Source organism: Candidatus Kryptonium sp. (genome assembly GCA_025060635.1).
Classification (GTDB): domain Bacteria; phylum Bacteroidota; class Ignavibacteria; order Kryptoniales; family Kryptoniaceae; genus Kryptonium.
In genome coordinates this window covers 436,952-455,207 of the sequence record JANXBN010000001.1, presented here as the reverse complement: position 1 = coordinate 455,207, position 18,256 = coordinate 436,952, and the positions used below count along the sequence as shown (strand labels likewise).

16 protein-coding genes are annotated in these 18,256 nt (G+C 36.3%); all 16 read right to left on the bottom strand.

Translation table 11 applies throughout. The annotated features are described in order from the left end of the window. A complete protein-coding gene (locus NZ923_02150; GenBank protein ID MCS7228821.1) occupies window positions 1–1,449 on the bottom strand; it encodes a DUF4159 domain-containing protein in 1,449 nt (482 codons plus the stop codon). Between the two features lie 41 nt (window positions 1,450–1,490). Then, window positions 1,491–2,333: a hypothetical protein gene (locus NZ923_02145; protein ID MCS7228820.1), complete on the bottom strand. Its 843-nt coding sequence runs from the start codon at window positions 2,331–2,333 to the stop codon at window positions 1,491–1,493. A 46-nt stretch (window positions 2,334–2,379) separates the two neighbouring features. Then, on the bottom strand, window positions 2,380–3,636 hold the full coding sequence (locus tag NZ923_02140) for a DUF4159 domain-containing protein (protein ID MCS7228819.1): 1,257 nt from the start codon (window positions 3,634–3,636) through the stop codon (window positions 2,380–2,382). 7 nt (window positions 3,637–3,643) lie between these two features. Beyond that, complete coding sequence (locus tag NZ923_02135) at window positions 3,644–4,066, bottom strand: biopolymer transporter ExbD (protein ID MCS7228818.1); 423 nt, start codon at window positions 4,064–4,066, stop codon at window positions 3,644–3,646. 12 nt (window positions 4,067–4,078) lie between these two features. Continuing rightward, the gene (locus NZ923_02130; GenBank protein ID MCS7228817.1) at window positions 4,079–4,945 is read right to left on the bottom strand and encodes a MotA/TolQ/ExbB proton channel family protein; all 867 of its coding nucleotides are present in this window, start codon (window positions 4,943–4,945) and stop codon (window positions 4,079–4,081) included. 23 nt (window positions 4,946–4,968) lie between these two features. Then, window positions 4,969–8,124: a tetratricopeptide repeat protein gene (locus NZ923_02125; protein MCS7228816.1), complete on the bottom strand. Its 3,156-nt coding sequence runs from the start codon at window positions 8,122–8,124 to the stop codon at window positions 4,969–4,971. 18 nt (window positions 8,125–8,142) lie between these two features. Beyond that, the gene (locus NZ923_02120; protein MCS7228815.1) at window positions 8,143–11,103 is read right to left on the bottom strand and encodes a hypothetical protein; all 2,961 of its coding nucleotides are present in this window, start codon (window positions 11,101–11,103) and stop codon (window positions 8,143–8,145) included. A 21-nt stretch (window positions 11,104–11,124) separates the two neighbouring features. Further along, window positions 11,125–12,045 (bottom strand): hypothetical protein, encoded by a 921-nt coding sequence (locus tag NZ923_02115; protein ID MCS7228814.1) that lies wholly within the window; start codon window positions 12,043–12,045, stop codon window positions 11,125–11,127. 22 nt (window positions 12,046–12,067) lie between these two features. Continuing rightward, window positions 12,068–13,729 (bottom strand): discoidin domain-containing protein, encoded by a 1,662-nt coding sequence (locus NZ923_02110; GenBank protein ID MCS7228813.1) that lies wholly within the window; start codon window positions 13,727–13,729, stop codon window positions 12,068–12,070. Between the two features lie 195 nt (window positions 13,730–13,924). Further along, window positions 13,925–14,632 carry a tRNA (guanosine(46)-N7)-methyltransferase TrmB gene (trmB, locus tag NZ923_02105; protein MCS7228812.1) on the bottom strand — a complete coding sequence of 236 codons (708 nt, stop codon included), beginning with the start codon at window positions 14,630–14,632 and terminating at the stop codon, window positions 13,925–13,927. Window positions 14,633–14,642: 10 nt separating this feature from the next. After that, window positions 14,643–15,071 (bottom strand): hypothetical protein, encoded by a 429-nt coding sequence (locus NZ923_02100; GenBank protein ID MCS7228811.1) that lies wholly within the window; start codon window positions 15,069–15,071, stop codon window positions 14,643–14,645. 20 nt (window positions 15,072–15,091) lie between these two features. Next, a complete protein-coding gene (locus tag NZ923_02095) occupies window positions 15,092–15,436 on the bottom strand; it encodes a histidine triad nucleotide-binding protein (protein ID MCS7228810.1) in 345 nt (114 codons plus the stop codon). Between the two features lie 22 nt (window positions 15,437–15,458). Further along, window positions 15,459–16,337, bottom strand: a complete 879-nt coding sequence (locus NZ923_02090; protein MCS7228809.1) for an ABC transporter permease — start codon at window positions 16,335–16,337, stop codon at window positions 15,459–15,461. Beyond that, window positions 16,334–17,164, bottom strand: a complete 831-nt coding sequence (gene pheA, locus NZ923_02085) for a prephenate dehydratase (protein ID MCS7228808.1) — start codon at window positions 17,162–17,164, stop codon at window positions 16,334–16,336. Before pheA ends, NZ923_02090 begins: the two co-directional genes overlap by 4 nt. Window positions 17,165–17,182: 18 nt before the next feature. Continuing rightward, the gene (locus tag NZ923_02080) at window positions 17,183–17,647 is read right to left on the bottom strand and encodes a hypothetical protein (protein MCS7228807.1); all 465 of its coding nucleotides are present in this window, start codon (window positions 17,645–17,647) and stop codon (window positions 17,183–17,185) included. A gap of 33 nt (window positions 17,648–17,680) precedes the next feature. Beyond that, the gene (locus NZ923_02075) at window positions 17,681–18,211 is read right to left on the bottom strand and encodes a hypothetical protein (protein MCS7228806.1); all 531 of its coding nucleotides are present in this window, start codon (window positions 18,209–18,211) and stop codon (window positions 17,681–17,683) included. Window positions 18,212–18,256: the final 45 nt, after the last annotated feature.

Genomic DNA, 18,256 nt, shown 5'->3' with positions numbered 1-18,256 from the left:
TCATTCTGATTTCATAGCCAACTGTTTAGTTGAAACCGCGTAGAGCAGTATATTGGAGAAAAGTTGAAGTTGAGATGTATTATCAATGGATGGATTATCAAATTTGCTAAGTATCCGCATATAACCTTTGTTTGAGAAGACAACTATCAATTTTTTCTGCCAGAAAAGTCCCTCAAGGTATGTATATTTTTCTTCTTTCTCAAATTCCTTTGTTTCAACTATATCGTCTGCTCCGAGCGGTAATTCTTTTACTTTAGCCCAGATTGAATATATGGGATGGGAGAGAAAAACTTTTTCAATATAACTTCTTTCAAATCTTGCTCTTATTTTATCAAGCAAATCTCTGGCTCCAAGATTGAACTGACTTGATCTTGAGTGGCTCAAGTCATCTATTAAAATAATTCCGCCGTTTCTTATACACGCAACGAAATTATCAATTGCCAATGGAGAAAACTGTGGTTTCACCACACCGCCACTGATCACAACAAGGTCGGATTTAGAAACACTCGGAGATTCCGCTCGCCCGCTTTCAAGAGTGATATTTAAACCTTCTTTTTTATTTAGAAATTCAATGAGATTTTTTAAACCAGATTCAACTATCTCTTCACCATCCCCTCCGTATTTTACCTGGAAAATTTTTATTTCCCTATCTTTAATCGTTTTTATGTCAACGCTTTCACCACCGATCGCAACCAACTTACCTGCCTCCTCTGTCCTACGAATTATTGGAACTCGCTTGAAATAGAAATTTATATCAATAAAATCGCTTGGAACATTGTTTTCATCATAACCGATTATGAAATTTTTCAACACGACTTTTATTCTCTCCACACCTTCCGATAATGGATCAAAAACAATTAATCCCTCCCTACTATCACCTTTATAAAGCGGTCGCCCGTAAGTTAGCATTGTTCTTCTTGCTATTCCCATTCTTGCCTCAAAAACTTCTTCATCAATACCGGAGGAACCCTTCCTTGCCCTGTAATACTCCTCTATGCTATGAAACTTGCTAGTCTTGGCGTCAAGCCCGTATGCAATAAATCTATCCCCACGATCGCTTAATAAAATAGCATTTTCTGGATCAAAATTTATTTTCGGCGCAGTGTAGTTGTAAATTGAAACTTTAAAAACGGTGAAACGATTTGGAGTATAGCCAAGCTCAGGATCAACCCAATCTCCATATGTATAAGGATTTGTTGAATAAATTCCACCTTTTGATTCCTCCGGAAACTCAAAGTTATTCAGCTGATAATCGCTCATATATTTAATTTCAACTTTGAAAGTGCCCTTGTCAAAAACAATCGTCATTGAATCCTTTCCAATATAATAGCTCGTATCTTTGATCGTTTTAATCATTTCTACATCTGGAAGAATTTCATACTCAACTTTTTGAGGTGGCAACAAAAGAAAACGATAGACGCTATCACAACCACTCAAAATGAATGACATCAAAATAGCCAACAAGATCTTTTTCATTTTTCAGCAAAAATTTATTTTTCATTTACAAATTCAAATCTAAAGTCAATGGATTTCACTTTCTCATTGTTCTCATAAATTGCGACCTCTGGGATGACGAGAAGAAGCCATTTAACTTTTTCAACAGGCTTTTTGAAAACTATCAATCCCTTTCTAATAACACCGGGATAAATTTTCTCATCACGGAGCAAAATATCTCTCAAAAACTTTTTATTAAGTTCAACTCTTCTTTGCATATTCAATAAATAACCAGCAAGAAACGGATCATAGATCGTGTATGGATTTATATATCTCATTTGATATGGTATCGGTTCCGTCTGAATTATATCATCAACTTCAAGAGCCCTAAATTGATTTCTCTTATCATCAAGCAAGACGCTTGCGGATGGTTTTATTTCTATTTTGTCTGAGCGTAAATTTTCAATTGTGACATCAAAAACGAGGTATGGAATTTTTCCAAAGTCATCTTCAAATGGACTTGGGACGCCTTGAGGTGATATCGGATTTCCAAAGACATCATAGTAATTTCCTTGCTCCTGTAGGTGGATGTATTCATTATAAGCTGAAAGAACTTCTGCGTTGTCATCTTGTGCGTAGTTTATATACTCATCTTTCAAAATTTTCTCAAAATCTTTTTTATCGTATCTTTTCCCCGAGCTTATTTTCCTGATTTCTTCTGGTGTCAAAAGTTTTACGCTTACCTTAACGCTATCTTTAACAACCGTTGCAAGCGTATCGGAAACAGCGAGGACATTTTCAACGATTGGTTTATTCTGCTCTTCATAATTTTCGCTCAAAAAATAAGCACAACCCCAAAATGTCAAAGCAAAAAGTAAAAGTAAAAAATTAAATTTCATTTTAAATCGCCTCCATTAAATAAAATTAAATTTTTGTGTGTTAGTTTCACTGTTGCATCACGACTTTTTGTTTATTTTTCGCAACGATTCCTCCAGGTTGATTCATCGCAAATATAAGTATATTTAATCCCATTTGTAATTGTCTTGCGTTATCAAGGGGTGGAGTTGCATATGGCCAATCACCCCAAGCTTGCGTATATCCACGATTTGACAACACAACCGCAAGACGCCCTCCAAGCCAAATTCCTTCAAGGTAATTATAAACCTCGCGCGCTGGTCTTCTTGTATCAACTCTTGCAAGGTCATCGCCGGCAGGAGGACCATCAAAATCTTTCCAAATATGATAAATTGGATGATTGTTCGGAATTCTTTCCCAAACGGCGTCATAACCGAGCGCATCTTTGATAAGTTGTTTTACTGATCTTGTGAATGGACCATACGCAGAGGCAAGCCCATCGTCAATAAATAGAAATCCACCTGAACGAAGATATTTGGCAAGGTTTTCCACTTCATTTTTTGTATATATCACCTCACCATCATAGCCCATCATTATAAGAATTGGGACATCAAGTATATTTTTTGAATCAAGGCGAATTGAACCCATAAGATTGAGCTGAAGATTTGGCAAAACTTCCATAGCATATCTTTGGAGATTTTGCAACGCTGCTGGTCTATAATTCCACATAGGTTCCCCATTCGGAGCAGATTTACTGCTTCTGTATTCAACTTGATAAACATTCAAAAAACCTCTCCAATCTTCTTTGCTTCGCCCACGCTCAAGCCAACCTTCAAACCTATCCATAAAGTTTGTATAACTTATCAATTCTTCCTGTAAACTTTTTATCGTTTTTCCAGCATGTCGTGTGTCAGTTATGTCGTAATTTAAGCTCGGTCCTGCTAACATCGCAGGTGGCGAATAAGTTCTCTCAATATACTCGCCAGGTCTTGCAAGCGAAGCAAGCGATGTTCCTCCATGAACTGCCGCGGTTGTCATTGAACGAGCCGACATCCGAGGCTTTTGAGGTGACACAAACCTTTGAAGAACTCGCTCAACGATAGTGGGCATTTTTCTGAACTCAATGCTCTTCGTCAAACGCGGTGGTCTTTGGATAAACTTTACAGTTGTTGGTGGTCGCTTTATCTCTTTCTTCTCCGGCAATCTAACATTTAAAATCACAGGAATGCTATGAATCAAAAACGCAATTAACAAAAACTTCAATAGCCCTTTTCTGTTCTCGTAGATAAACTGCGCTATCCTATCGCTTAATTCAATCCCTGGTATTTTATAATTTCTGTTCTCCATTTCCGAACTATCTAACTTGAATTTCCTCTTCTTCCTTCTCAGTAGCTATGGCGAGTTGATCAATCCCGCATAATTTTGCAATATCCATAACTTTTACAACTATTCCATGCAGTGTTTTTTTATCCGCCTTAATTATCAAAACCTTGCTCCCAAATATCTCCTTATCTTTTAACATCTCTTCCTGCAAGTTATCAAATGTAACTCGCCTTCCGTTCAGGTCCATTTCGCCATTTGATGAAATGACAATTGTCAAATCCTTTTCTGGTGGAGCATCGGACGAAGCTGCTGTTGGTAGATCAACCTTTAAACCACTTTGAACTGCAAAGACAGTTGTCACCATAAAAAATATCAACAACTGAAAAACACAATCAATCATTGGAGTTAGGTTAATGTCAACTGAATAGTCGCCATTTTTATTTTTCTTCTTCATTTTCAGGCGTAATTATTTTTTCTGTTCCAAATTTTTGATCACTTCGTTTTCTATAATCTTGGCTTCTTCGTCTGAAATATCAAGCTCAATTCGTTTGCGCCTCAAATACTCCTTCTCTTCTTCGCTCAAGTTTCCATTTCTTATTCTAAAAATGCTTGCAACTATAACTTTGTAAGCTTCAATTCTCCCGTGCTCACGCAAAAGCGTATTGACAAAATGATTTTCAAACGGTTCAAGGTGTTTCGTTATTTTCTCTGCTCGCCTTCTCAAAAAGCTATATCCAAGTATAGATGGAATCGCAACTGTTAATCCCGCAGCGGTGGTTATAAGAGCAACTGAGATACCTTGTGCAACGACCGCTGGATCACCTCTACCACCTTTTGCAAGTTCATCAAACGACATGATCATACCAATTATTGTCCCAAAGAGTCCAAGCAATGTCGCAACATTAGCAATCGTTGCAACTATAGGCAAAAACTCTTCAAGATAATCTGATGTTGAACCCACCGCTGTTTCCATCAATTCTTGACGCATATCATTTATTTGCCGATTTTCTTGAAGAAGGAACTCATACCTTTTCAAGATTGAAAGAAACACAAAAGAAAGAGCGTTTCTTTGCTCCTCAAAATATCTAACAACTGGCTCAATCTTTTTGTTTTCCTTTAAAATCTTCTCAACTTCCTCAAGCATCTGCGCTATTTTTTTGTCCTTTGGAATGCGAACATACCGATAAATTCTCTCTATTATTATCCCCATTGAAATTACCGAAAAGATAAAAAGAGGAACCATTATGTAAGGTCCACCCTTGATGATGATATCAACAAGCCAATTATCCCAAAGCCAAGACCACCACGATTTTTGCTGAATTAAAAGCAACATAAACAGTCACCAAGATTTATTTTTCAAAAATTGAAATTACTTCTCAACCATTCAAGATGTTCCCTTGCAAAAAGGACAGCTGCACGAGCATTGTCATCTGTTGAATTTTCATAATCCCGAATTATCTCCTCATACATCTTCGCAGCTTTTCGCCAATCACCAAGCTGTTCGTATGCAGCAGCTATATTCACACGACAACCAACAACGATGTCTGAATCAGGATATTTTTGCCATATCTTCGTAAGTTCCTCAATAGCGCGACGATAATCCTTATTGTCAAAGTACTTCATCGCTTCTTGATATTCAGCGTAAACATTTATCAGCTTCAGATCTTTTATAAGCTGTTTCGCTTCGTTAACCTTTTCATGGTCGGGATACATTGAGACAAATTCCTCATACGCTTGCTGAGCTTTAGCATAATTTTTTGAATTATAATAGTAATCTCCAATTGTAAAGAGAGCAATTGGTGAGTGTTCACTTTTTGGATAACGCTTGACAAGTTGCTTAAAGGTTTCAATCATTTGCTCTGGTTTTTGGAGCTCGTAATAACACCAACCTTCGCTATAAAGAGCAACAGGCGCAAGCTCATCGTTAGGATAAAGCCTATAAACATTCCTGTATTCACGAATAGCATCTTCATACTTTGCCATGTTGTAATAAGATTCACCGATATTAAAGTAAGCTTCAGGCGCAAACTCATCTTTTGGAAATTCCCTTACAAACCTTCTGAAATATGTCACAGATTTATCCCAGTATCCAAGTCGGAAATACGAATATGATAAAAAGAACAAGGCGCTCTTGTAATTTTCAGAGTTAGGGAAAAGTTTCAGATACCTATCAAAAATTTCAATTGCGTTTTCATATTCGCCTTTATCGTAATAAACCGCTCCTGTAGAGAAGAAAACCTCTTGGACGAACTTTGAATTTGGAAATTTTTCACCCGCTTTTGACAGGACACTTAAAACCTTGTTAAATTCCCCAAGTTCCCTGTGTGAGTTAGCAAGCACATATGTTGCTTTTGTGAAAACAATTTCATCTGAAACATCATTTTGAAAAACATCACTTGCAAATTTTACAGCGTTTTTGTAATCTTTCGCTTCAAAATATGCTTCAGCAAGCACAGCAGTATATCTTATCTTTTCCGATGGCTCTGGCACTTCATTGATCAACTTTGAGACGAGATTTACGCCCTTCGCAATTTGCCCAATTTTGACATAAGAAATCGCTAATTTTTCGTTGACTTGTGAAACAAGTTGAGGTAAATTTTCCCTGAATTTTTTATCCGAGACACATTTCTCAAAATCAATCACCGCTTCTTTATATTGTTCAATCTGGTAATAAAGAGAACCACGAGCATAAATTGATTGAAGTTTCAATATATCATTTGCTTTTGGATCATCTATGACAAGCGTTAGTTCATCAATAGCTTCTTTATACTTCCCCTGCCCAATGTAAATATCAGCAAGCGAGAAACGAACCTCTGGAATGAAGTAAATGCTATCCTTTAAAGTTTCGGCTGTTTTTAAAATATCTTTTATAAATTTTTCACCCTCAGCAAACTTGTTTTGTAAACTGAATGACTTTGACACTTTGATGAAAGCAGGCAAATAAAAGCTTGAGCCAGGTTTGATAAGAGCAAAGATGTTCAGCAAACTATCGTATTTCTGGGTGTCAAAATAAGTCAAAAGAATGTAGTAGTAAACTTCATCTTTGTTAAGATCTGTCGGGTTTTCTGCAAGCAATCTGTTGAGTTCATTTAAAGCGTCGTCATATCGTTTCCACTCATAATATGTCCGACCAAGCTGAATACAAGCAGGCGTGTATTGTGGTGAATTTCTATATTCTGTTTTCACTTTAACAAATGAACTTTCAGCCGAAGCATAATCTCCAATCGCAAGGTGAGAAATCCCCTTGAAGAAAAGCATATCTGGAGTATAATCAGAGCCGGGAAACTTGATCAAAAACGAATCACATTCAGCAATTGTTTCTTTATATTTCTTTGCGTTGTAAAGACATATGACTTTAGAATATGTTGCATCCTCAACTGGAAAATCAATTAAAAACGCAACTTCGCTATACGCTTTTATATAAAAATCATACTCATTCGCTGCCCTGTCATAAAGAAGGGAATCTTGATATGTTTTCGCAATCAAATACTGCATTTTTGCTTGCAACTGCTTATTCTCAAAACTTCTATCTATCGCCTCCTTGTAAACTGCAATTCCAGATTCAAGCCCCTTCTTTTGCAAAGTGTATTCAGCCATTTTTATGTAAGCCGTCTCAATCAAACTTGGAAGGAGTGTATATGTTGCTATTACATTTCTATATGATTTTATTGCCTCATCAAAGTTATCCATCATTTTGTAGCAATCCGCAATTCTCAAGCTTGCTTTTGCAACGATCTCAAGAGGTGTCTCTTCACCTTCACGCCCAGTTACAGCCTCAAAAATTTTTCTCTCTCTTACAGCTTTTAATTCAATTTTTTCAAATTCCTCCTTTTTGAATCTCTCAGGTTTGAATTTTTCAACGATATCTCTGAACCAAGCAATTGCTGTGTTATAATCTGCCTTATCATAATAGTTTTGTCCAAGTTGATACATTGAGTGGGGGACAAGCTCCGAGCGCGGGAATTTTTCAACGAGCGATTTGAAGTAGGAAATTGAACTATCAAGCATTTTCAATTCCTTAAACGCCCATCCAATAGTGTAATATGCTTTGGGAACGCGCTCATCTTTGGGGAAATTCACAATCAATTTTTTTGACTCAGCTATCGCTTCTTCAAATTTACTCTCATCGTAATAAATATCGGCAATTTGATATTGCGCAAGAGCCGAGAGCCAAGGCGAATCTTTTCTTTGTTCCGCAACAACTCTGAAACTTTCAATTGCTTCCGCATTTCGCTTTAATTTTCTCAAAGCGTTGCCTTTTTGATAATAAGCTGCTGTTTTCACGCTTACCACTAAATCTCCGTGAAAAAGCGCAACTCTTACACTGTCCTCATTTAGAAGTTTGCTTTCGGTATTTATAATTATATCGTATTGCTTTATTGCCTTTTTAAAGTCCCCGCTTGCATAAAAGTTTTGTCCGGATGTAAAAGCTTTCTGAAGTTCAAGCGGCGTCGGAACGAAGTTAGAAATTATTGACGCAGTTAATGTGACTATGATGATAATTTTCCACATATTGCTTCACCTCCATAATTAAAACCCAGCGATAACTGTGAAAAATATCGCTGACTCATCTCTGCTATATTTTTGTTCACCTGGTTTTATGAACTTTCGTTTTGTGAATTTATACCCAAAGTCAACAACTATTGAGTAACCTTTATAAGAGCTCTGATTCGTAAGCGAAAATGCTATCGTTCCTCTATTCTCGCTTCCAGAATCGTCCTTTAAGTTTCTTATCCTGTAAGAAAACAATTCAGGAAAACCAACGATGCTCAAACCTTGAACTCCGAAGTTAAAAACGGATCTATCCGTCAATTTATATCCTATTCTAAAAATCGGGATCGTCTCTTGCGTGTGCTGAATTATGTTTGTTATTTTTCTTAAATTTCCACCGATGTCAACATAACCAAGCTTTGTTTCTTTAACGGTCCTGATTTTAAATTGCGGTTTTATTTCAAGACGACCATTAAAGAATTTAAGGGTGTAATCAATTTTATGGACGAGGCCCCAAAGCGTAATTCTTCCGTCAAGTTGATCACCCGTGTATTTTGCTTCTGGTAGCAAAGCTCTCGTAGGATCTCCAAGCGGGCGTTGGAAATTAAGCTCAAAACGAATTCTATTTTCAATATTAAGGTTTGGGATTTGAGTGTATCTTGTTTCAAGATAAAGGTTATGCACAAAACTATTTCTATATCTTAATTGGTCTTCCGTGAAAACTGGGAAAGGGCTTGTTATAGTTATGACGCCCTTGTATTGATAAACTGGGTTTGGAACTTCATCCCTTACTCTTTTTGCGACATAATATAAAAGAAGGGAACCTAAACGCGGGTTTGAAGTCGTATAAAATGTCTTTATATAAGAAACTTGATTTGCTCCACCTCTTGCAATCGCTCTCTCATTTATGAGACCAATTTGAGCTGTCCAACCTCTTGCAAGATTTATCTTTGTAAAAGCATGATATCCATTTATGTCTGGCTCATAAGGATAATCTGGATAAATATCATTTTCTTGCTCATCAATCACACCATTATTGTTCCAATCATCGCCATAATCAAAAATTGGTGGATCGCTGTAATATGTAAGAAAATCCTCTTGGTAATCTGGAATTCCATTTGCGTTTTGATCATCATCAGGTATCCCGTCGTTATTTCTATCCTTGCCAGGGAATATACCAGCATCAGGTCTTCTTATTATACTTGTTAAACCAATTAATTCATTTGCGTTTTGCCTATAACCAAGCAAAAACGGATCGGGCGTTGGGTTCAAAACATCGCTGTTTTCAAAAGTTGGATTTGGCGTTGCATTGTAGAAATAAAATCCATCTTCCCATCTGTCTCTGTCATCGTTATCATCAACAAGCGAAAAATAAGCACCACCAGGGATAAATGATATACCACTTGAAACATCATAAGCAGTCACTCCATAAACATCAGGCGCAAGATAAGCGTAGCCAGAGCCGGTCCACATCATGTAATAACTATTTTCAAGTGAATAAATGTTGAGAGCAGTTGTATATGTTGGTTCAATTCTATATCGTTCAAATCCGAATGTCAATCGTCCAACTTTTTTTGATGCTTTTATATAAAAAGCATTTCCCTTTTGTGTAAACCAAGGACCGCGACCAACTGGATACTTTGACCATTCCAAACTTTGAGCAAATTCACCTTCTATGTTAAAGCCTCTCCAGTTAAATTTGAAGTTTAAACTATACACGCTCATTCCAGTTGTAAGAGCGTAATTGAATCTTACTATTTGACGATTTGAAGCATCTTTTACATTTCCATCAGCTCTTTTTATCAAACGGAAAAATGTCGGTGTTCCAACTGCAACTGAGTCATAATGAGGAATAAACCTCGCTCCACCGGTTTCCTCCCAATCATCAAGACGATTAACAAAATCATGAGCTGCTTCAATTTTAAAATCATTTGCAACGATAAGCTCAAATTCAACCGATTCAACTCCAGGTGGAATTATATAAGCAAAAGTTATATTTCCATCGCTTGGTATTCGCTCTGGATAAACAGGCAGTGCTGATAACATTGATCTGAATTTATAACCAGGTCCACCTTGAATTGGAGTATACGCAGTGTAGCTTAATGTATCAGCTCCAGCAACCCAAAGTGTTCTATCAATGCTGAAGTTCCTAAAAACGTAGTATTGTAATGGAGCTCCTAAAACTGTTTCCTGGGCAGTTGGAACTTTACCATTTATATTTTTAGTTGAAACAACTCTGCCATTAATTTTTACAACTGGATCAGAGTAAATTATCGGACCTGAACCATCTCTCGGAGAATCGTCGCTTATCCTGACGAAAATTATTCTCGGCACACCATTTGGCGGGACACCTTTAAAAGGGACATCGCGAGCGTTAACATCCATTCTTCTTGTATGTTGATTTACATAAGTTGCACCAATTGTTAGAACATCTCCAATGTCTGTTTCAAAATGTCCACCGAATAGATATTGAGCCCAATTTCGCACCCTTTGAATACCATCTATTAAAAGAGGTGTATCAAATCTGAATCTTACTGGATCACTTGTCCTTGAAACTATGAATGTTCCTCTGTGCTTTGTTGTAGCTCCATCCCATCGCACGCCATTAAACCTCGCTTTATCAAATGTGAGAGATGTAAACTTTGTTCTTATCGCATCACCGATCATTAACCTGGTTTGAAAATCACTATAATTATCGCTGGCGATCACAAGATTCTGGAAGTATTGATAATAAAACCTTGATTTTGTCAAGCTACTAAATCCACCAAGCTCCTGCCCCGTAAATTGTCTTTGATTCTCAAGCAACTCAAAAATTAAACTCCCATCTATCAAAAAATTCCCAAAGTTATCATAGAACCTTTTTCTTAAAAACGAGATGCTGTAATTTTCGTAATTTCGCCCTGAATAATTAAGATAGCTTTCCTTGTCTCTTGCGATAAATTGCGCAAATGTTGTTTCAAAACCGATGGCTAAAAGTGCCAACATAAGAAATTTTTTCATGGCAAGTGAATCAAAAATTTTTTATAGATTAAATTCAATGCTAAATTTATGGCTACCGCCTGCATCGGATATTTCAAACTGATGAACATATACATAGTCAATCCTAAATTTCCAGTATCTTATTCCAAATCCTGGATTTAAACTTGATTGCTTACCACCATTTATGATTGTTCCACCAGAAGCCCTGATAACAAATTCAAAATTACTTCTTAAAAACTCCGCCGAAATAGCTTGAATCTCAAATCCGACATCAACTTTTAACTCATCACCTGATCTTAAAGCGCCCAAACCAATTTGATAATTATAAGTTCTTGAAACATAAACAACACCACCAGCAATTTCAAGTGGTAGTTTCGCATCTCTTGATTTGTTAACCGCAATACTTGGCTGTGTTATATTTCGCGCAGTTAATCCAAATCTAAAATCAGAACCATTTATAAAATCGCGCCATACGAAAATCGCTCCAGCGTCAAATGTGAATCCAAAATATGAATATCCGGACTCGCCAATTGGGGCAACTGCAGACCACCTTAAAATTTTTAAATTTCCGCCCAAAGATAAACCTTTGATATACTTAAATTCTCTCGCAATTGAAAAAACAAATTGATTCTCGTTCCACATGCCAGTTTTGAAGTAAGAAACTCCAACCCCAAAATCAAACAATGAAAAAACAGGCAAAACACCAGAGAATGTTAAATAATATAAATTTTCACCCTGAACAAATGGATAAAGCCGCGAATAACTTGAAGCAAAACTTAACCTTTTTATCTGTCCAATTCCAGAGGGATTATAAAACATAGCGTATGGATTATCAGCTATAGCAACATAAGTTAAACCCAAAGCCACAGCCCGAGCCCCATTCCCAAGATCCTTGAAAGCACCTGAGCAAGCAAAGTTAAGATGCAAAATGACAAATACCGTAAAAAAAATGATTTTTTTCATCACGAAAAAGCGAAGTTATTTTTCAATAAACAACGGTTATAGTTCTAAAAATTGACTCAGGACCGCTGTCAGCGTTTATCGCAACTCTCAACAAATAAACACCAGGTCTTACAAGTTTTCCGTTTTCATCTCTTCCATCCCACGAAAATGAATTTGAAGAAATATAAGCAAATGCTTTGCTTGGACCATCAAAAATCGTCCTTACAAGCCTACCCGTGAGATCAAAAATTTGAACTTTCAAATTTCTTTCTACAGAAAGATTTGCAAGAAAGAAACTAATTTGAACTTTGTCATTTATGCCGTCGCCATTTGGAGAAAATGGATTTGGATTAACTTGTAAATCAACTATCAATCTCTCAGGAACATCGGTTGTTAGAACAGTCCAACTGTTTAGATTACCTCTTCTCCTTGTATCAACGAATTGAGGATTTGATGCCGTTGCCCTACTTATTGCAACCGCTGGAAATTCATTTATATCAAGATAAAGAGTTAAACTTAGCCTGACAGATATTCTGGCGCTTGACCTAATTGATTGTTGAAAAGCTATCTTCACATATTCAGGAGTTGACACAACTGAATATGCAACAGGATTCCCATTTAAAGTTACAGATTCAACATTTGCTGGAGATGGAGTGAACACAACTAAAGTATCAATACCAAGTGAAGCAGTATCCGCCTCAACATCAAAATTACAGGTTATCTCTGTCCTTCTCAAGATCGGTACAACAGTAGGTTGAATTTCAAGAATTATATTTCTGGCGACGAGTCTTTTATTATAAAAAATTAAAAGCCTTTTCAATACAGGTGTTTCGGTCGTCGTTGTTGATAAATTTACTTTGAACTGAATATAACGCCGTGGTTCAGTTACCCTAATTATTTCAGATTTAGAAATTTCTTTTGACCACGGGCTCCAACTATCATTAATACTCGCTGTTGGACCTGTTCTAAATTGAAAAGTTATTCCTGTCCCCTCAGGCAGTTCAGCATTCCATTCAGCCCATCCCCAATTAACAGGTTGTCCTACATCAATAACCCTAGAATAATATTCACCAGAGGACAGATATCCAACCCCATAAACTTCTATTTCGGATATCACAGTTGAGCTAAGTCTATCAACGACATCAAAAGTTATTTTAACAAATCTTGCAATAACTGGATCAAAGACATCAAGAGTCCTTACATCTTGATTATCTGTTCTCTGAACAACTCTGGTAAGCTGAAGCGAATCCGTCCCCACATAAATTGTATAAGCTCTTGGTCTCAACGCTTGATTTAAGCCAAAGGTTACAATAATCACTTTGTTAATTCTTCTCAAGGCAAGTAGATCAATTAAGATATAACTTCCATCTCCTCCAGGTCTTATCTGGAAAAATGTTCTAGTATCACCGTCAATTGCCCTCATAGGATTTCCAGTTACAGTATCCCTATCCCCCGTGGCGGTTTTAGGCTCGCCAGTTCCATAATAAGTCACCGTCGCTCTCCTTCTTCTTGCGAGATTTTCTTGCTCGCTCGTTTTCAAAATTAGGTAACCTGACGAACCAGAAGCATCAACCCCTTGGCTTAATGTGTTGTCAATATAGGTGGAAAAATTTGAAATAATAATGGTATCAGGCAGGCTTTGCGCACTACTAAAATCCGCAATTACAACACTTAAGAAAATTAAAGTGAAAATTAAACGATGCATAATTAACAGGTGATATTTTTGCTATCCAAGTATTTAATTTACCAAATTTTCATTCATTAAGTCAAGGAAAATTTTAAGCACTCGCTTAAATTCTAAAAAACAAATTTTCCCCGTTTATCAACAGCGATGCTTTCTTCTTCCCCCCGCCGTCGCAAATTTAAACAAACTTTCGTTCTAAATTTGCCTTAAATTTAATCAGCTTTCGCTAAACAATCTTTTTACAATTCCATTTAAACCCTTTGAATAAATCAAATACCACAAATTCTCCTCCGTAAGATATTCATTCACATCAAAAACAACTGGGTGATGAGTTTTCCTGAATTTCATATAGTAAATTTCCTTCCCCTGACTTCGCCATTTTTGCTCGTATTTAGTTGAATAATGTTCGGGGCTTTCAAGTGTATAACCCTCTGGATATTCACTTATAAAAACGCCTGAATCTATCATTGATTCAATCACAAAATCCCTAAATTCAGGATGATCAGTTGCAACTGAAACAAATCCACCGTCTTTGAGTCGCTTCGCAAGCAAACGATTAAAATTCAACTTAAGCAATCTTCTTTTTTTATGTCTTTTTTTGAACCAAGGATCGGGAAAATTGAAATATATATGATCAAAGACTTTATCCTTAAATAAAATTAAAAGCAATAACTTCGCATCGCCAACAAACAGGCGTACATTTTCAACCCCTGCGTTTTTAAGCTTTTTATCCGCTTTCTTAGCGAAGAAATTAACTAATTCAATTCCAATAAAATTCTTGTTCGGATTATCAGAAGCAATTTGAAGCAAAAAAATGCCATTACCGAAACCAATTTCAAGTTCAAGTTCTGAATTTCTGCAAAAAAGTTCATCCAAATTTATGGGATAGTTTAACTCTTTCCAGTTTATAATAAAAGATTTCATCAGTCAAAAATCAACTTTGTTTTATCCCAACGCCGTATTCAAAAACGAGTTTTGCACCGTAATAAGCAGTTCTGCTAACAAATAATAGCCCAATTAAATAAAACACAATCAGAAGCATGAAGACATAAAAAGATGAACTTTTAGATCTCAAAGAGATGTAAAGCTTCAGCATGAAAACCAATGTGGAGATAAATAAAAACAAGTTAGCATTTTCCTGATGAAGTGTAAGTACTTTTCCGAGATCTCCAGATAATGACAATTCTTTCGCTTCAATGTTTCCTGTTTGAGCTGCTATAATGGAAAATAAAACAGAGAGCGATAACACAAGCAAGGATGAATTTTTAAATTTATCTTTTGTAATGAATTCAACGATCTCAAAAATAAACGCAGTTGTAAAAAGACCGATAGGAAAGTGAACAAAGATCGGATGTAGCACCATAGATTACCATTTTTTATTGTTCATCCTGGAGGCCACATCATTACTCTTCCACCTAAAAGATGCAAATGGACATGATAAATGCTTTGTCCCGCCTCGCGATTACAATTAAAAACAAGCCTAAATCCACGATTGTGAATGTTAAATTTTTTAGCAACTTCATTCGCAACAATAATCAATCGTCCGGCAAGCAACGCGTCTTCAGGTTTAAGATCAAGAAGCGTTGAAAAATGCTTTCTCGGAACGACGAGAATGTGAATCGGTGCTTGTGGATTGATGTCTTTAAAAGCGACTATCTCCTCGTCCTCATAAACGAAATCAGCAGGCATTCTCCCTGCAATGATTTCACAAAATATACAGTCTCTCATTTTTCAATTCAACCATTTTATTTTACGGAAGCAACCTATATGTTATGTATTTACTTGCAGATAACCAACTACCAGCGAAACCAAGTATACAACCAATTAAAATCAAAACGGGAAAAAATAAATCTGGAACATTTATACTGCTTATTACATCGTCTGGAAGCTGCGGAACGATAATTTTAATTCCCACATAAATTATACCAGCTGAAAAAATTCCAGCAAGCAACCCTTGTAAGAATCCTTGGATCAAAAAGGGCAACATTATGAATCCACGCGTTGCTCCGACAAGCTGCATTATCTTTATTAGCTTTCTTTTTGCGTAAATCGTCAATCTTATGGTGTTTATTATTAAAAGAACCGATATTAAACTTAACAAAATCCCAGTGCCGAAAAATATGTATGTAAGAATATGAAACCTTCTCTCCATTATTCCAAGTAGCAACTTTCTATATTTGATATCTTCAAAATTAGGGATTTTCCTTAACTTTCTAACAACACTTTCAACTCCTTGTGTAGTTCTGAAATTTTCCTTCAATCTTATTTTAAATGACGCTGGGAGCGGATTGAAATCAAGGACATTGAAAATGCTCTCGCCAAATTCCCTTTCAAATATCTTCGCAGCTTCTTCCTTTGAAACATATATAACTTCTTCAACTTCATCAAATGACATAATAATTTTTCTCAACGAGTCTATCTGACTATGCGTGTGCCCATCCTTTATAAAAACTTCAATCTCAATCTTACTCTTTATCGTTTTGATCAGCCGATTTATGTTATATCCTGTGACCACGAACATTCCAATTGCTAAAAGTGAAACAAACAATGCGAAAACTGACGCAAAGGATGATAGTTTTGACTTTTTAAATCCAGATATCGCCTCTTTGAGGGCATATTTAAACCTCATCCGACTTCCCTCCCTTTTTCATAAGTTCCAAGGAACTTGTAATACTGTGCTATCTTTTTCAATTCCCTTATCGCATCAATACAAATTTCATCCAAAATGCTTCCCTCAAAATCAAGATAAAACATATATCTCCATGGTTGCCCAACTATTGGCCTTGATTCAATTTTCAAGAGATTTATATGTCTGCGGGCGAAAACACCAAGAGCAGAAAAAAGCGCCCCAGGGACATTTTTCGTAGTGAAAACAATAGATGTTTTTGGATTTCTTTGAGCGATCATTTTTTCTCTGGATAAAATAAGAAATCGTGTAAAGTTTTTCTCATGGTTTTCTATTCCCGCCTTCAAAACTTTTAAACCATAGTATTTTCCAGCTCGCCTTCCAGCTATAGCTGCACCGTCAAGTATTTTGTTCTCTTTTACGAACCTCGCCGAACCAGCGGTGTCATATGTTGGGATTATTTCAACTTTACGCAATTTCTTTAAAAAATTTTCACATTGTGAAATCGCTTGTGGATGCGAATAAATTTTCTTTATATCTTTTAATTTAACACCGTGGTTTGCGAGAAGATAATGTTTTATCCTCAATTTTACTTCTCCAACTATATAAACATTATACCTTTGAAGCAAATCATAATTTTGATGTATGCTTCCATAGAGCGAATTTTCAATTGGTATAACCCCAAAATCAACATCGCCTCTCTTAACACTTTTGAATACATCTTCAAAAGAATGAAACGGAACTGATATCATCTTGCCTCCAAAAAACTCATATCCAGCTTGCTCACTAAAGGCTCCTCTTTCTCCTTGGAATCCAACTTTTATCTTCAACTTTAAATCCAAAATTTATTAATAATTTGACTCATCACGCCAAAAAGCAATCAACCACGGTTCGGATGGATTACCGCGACGCAAAACGAAGTTCGCTCTTCCGTCTATCCTTATTATGTCAGCTGGATTAAATGTAATTGTGAGGTTAAAACCCCGCACAACATTTCTGTAAACAGAATCCCCAGAGTCAATTATTATGTTGTTCCAGATAAGATCAAGATTTTGAGTATTTCTGAAAAGACCATAGGTTGCTCTCACCTCATCAACTTTCCCCCAAGAGATATCCTGACCTTTGTCATAATCGCGATAAACAAAAACAAAATTTTCATCAAGTAATCTGCTGTAAACAGAGGTATCTTTAAAAGTATAAGCATATTTAAAGTTTTGAAAAACACCCTCAATTGTTCTTTGATCACCAAGTAAAGCCATCTCTTCTGGGCTTCTATCAAGCCCAGGGGCAAATGGATTAATGCAAGAGAGCATTAAGATTGAAAGTGTAAAATAAAAAACCCGCATTCAATAACTAAATTTTGCTTTTAATTCGCTCCAACTAAACTCGTTCTGAATTTTTATATCAATCCATTTGTAAATCACCCAATTTCCATTTTTATCGGATACAAGATAAAACTGAAGATTTCCTCTTGCGCTTTTTGGGATATCTCTCACGATATGTTGAAAACTTACTATGTAGCTTGCATAATAAACAGCTGAATCAGCCCCATAACTTTGAAAGTTTCCAGATAAAATAAGATCAGAGACCGCACCTTGGGGGACATTTGCTTTTATATTATTGAAATAGCTTCTCTCGTTATTTAAATTCCAGTTCTTGAAAATCTCAGGATATTGTATCAATGCTTCCTGAGTTGGGATGAAAACAAATTTCTTTTCTGAAAAGTTTGAATCAACAAAACAACGAATATAATTTTCGGTGTTTCTATCGGAAATGGCGTTTCTTAAGTTTTCAAGTGTTATCTCTGGAGTTACTGGTTGTTTCCAATTTGCTTGAGCTACTTCCGTCGGCAATTCAGGTTGCCTCGTTTTAAACATCTGACACGAAGCAAGAACAAAGCAAACAAGAAAGAATAATTTCTT

Excerpts from the sequence above, each read along its gene's own strand:
- NZ923_02110 (MCS7228813.1), bottom strand. The coding sequence starts at position 13,729 with ATGCATCGTTTAATTTTCACTTTAATTTTCTTAAGTGTTGTAATTGCG.
- NZ923_02145 (MCS7228820.1), bottom strand. The coding sequence starts at position 2,333 with ATGAAATTTAATTTTTTACTTTTACTTTTTGCTTTGACATTTTGGGGT.
- NZ923_02080 (MCS7228807.1), bottom strand. The coding sequence starts at position 17,647 with ATGCTCTCTTGCATTAATCCATTTGCCCCTGGGCTTGATAGAAGCCCA.
- NZ923_02100 (MCS7228811.1), bottom strand. The coding sequence starts at position 15,071 with ATGGTGCTACATCCGATCTTTGTTCACTTTCCTATCGGTCTTTTTACA.
- trmB (MCS7228812.1), bottom strand. The coding sequence starts at position 14,632 with ATGAAATCTTTTATTATAAACTGGAAAGAGTTAAACTATCCCATAAAT.
- NZ923_02120 (MCS7228815.1), bottom strand. The coding sequence starts at position 11,103 with ATGAAAAAATTTCTTATGTTGGCACTTTTAGCCATCGGTTTTGAAACA.
- NZ923_02090 (MCS7228809.1), bottom strand. The coding sequence starts at position 16,337 with ATGAGGTTTAAATATGCCCTCAAAGAGGCGATATCTGGATTTAAAAAG.
- NZ923_02125 (MCS7228816.1), bottom strand. The coding sequence starts at position 8,124 with ATGTGGAAAATTATCATCATAGTCACATTAACTGCGTCAATAATTTCT.
- NZ923_02115 (MCS7228814.1), bottom strand. The coding sequence starts at position 12,045 with ATGAAAAAAATCATTTTTTTTACGGTATTTGTCATTTTGCATCTTAAC.
- NZ923_02075 (MCS7228806.1), bottom strand. The coding sequence starts at position 18,211 with ATGTTTAAAACGAGGCAACCTGAATTGCCGACGGAAGTAGCTCAAGCA.
- NZ923_02140 (MCS7228819.1), bottom strand. The coding sequence starts at position 3,636 with ATGGAGAACAGAAATTATAAAATACCAGGGATTGAATTAAGCGATAGG.
- NZ923_02095 (MCS7228810.1), bottom strand. The coding sequence starts at position 15,436 with ATGAGAGACTGTATATTTTGTGAAATCATTGCAGGGAGAATGCCTGCT.
- NZ923_02135 (MCS7228818.1), bottom strand. The coding sequence starts at position 4,066 with ATGAAGAAGAAAAATAAAAATGGCGACTATTCAGTTGACATTAACCTA.
- NZ923_02130 (MCS7228817.1), bottom strand. The coding sequence starts at position 4,945 with ATGTTGCTTTTAATTCAGCAAAAATCGTGGTGGTCTTGGCTTTGGGAT.
- NZ923_02150 (MCS7228821.1), bottom strand. The coding sequence starts at position 1,449 with ATGTCATTCATTTTGAGTGGTTGTGATAGCGTCTATCGTTTTCTTTTG.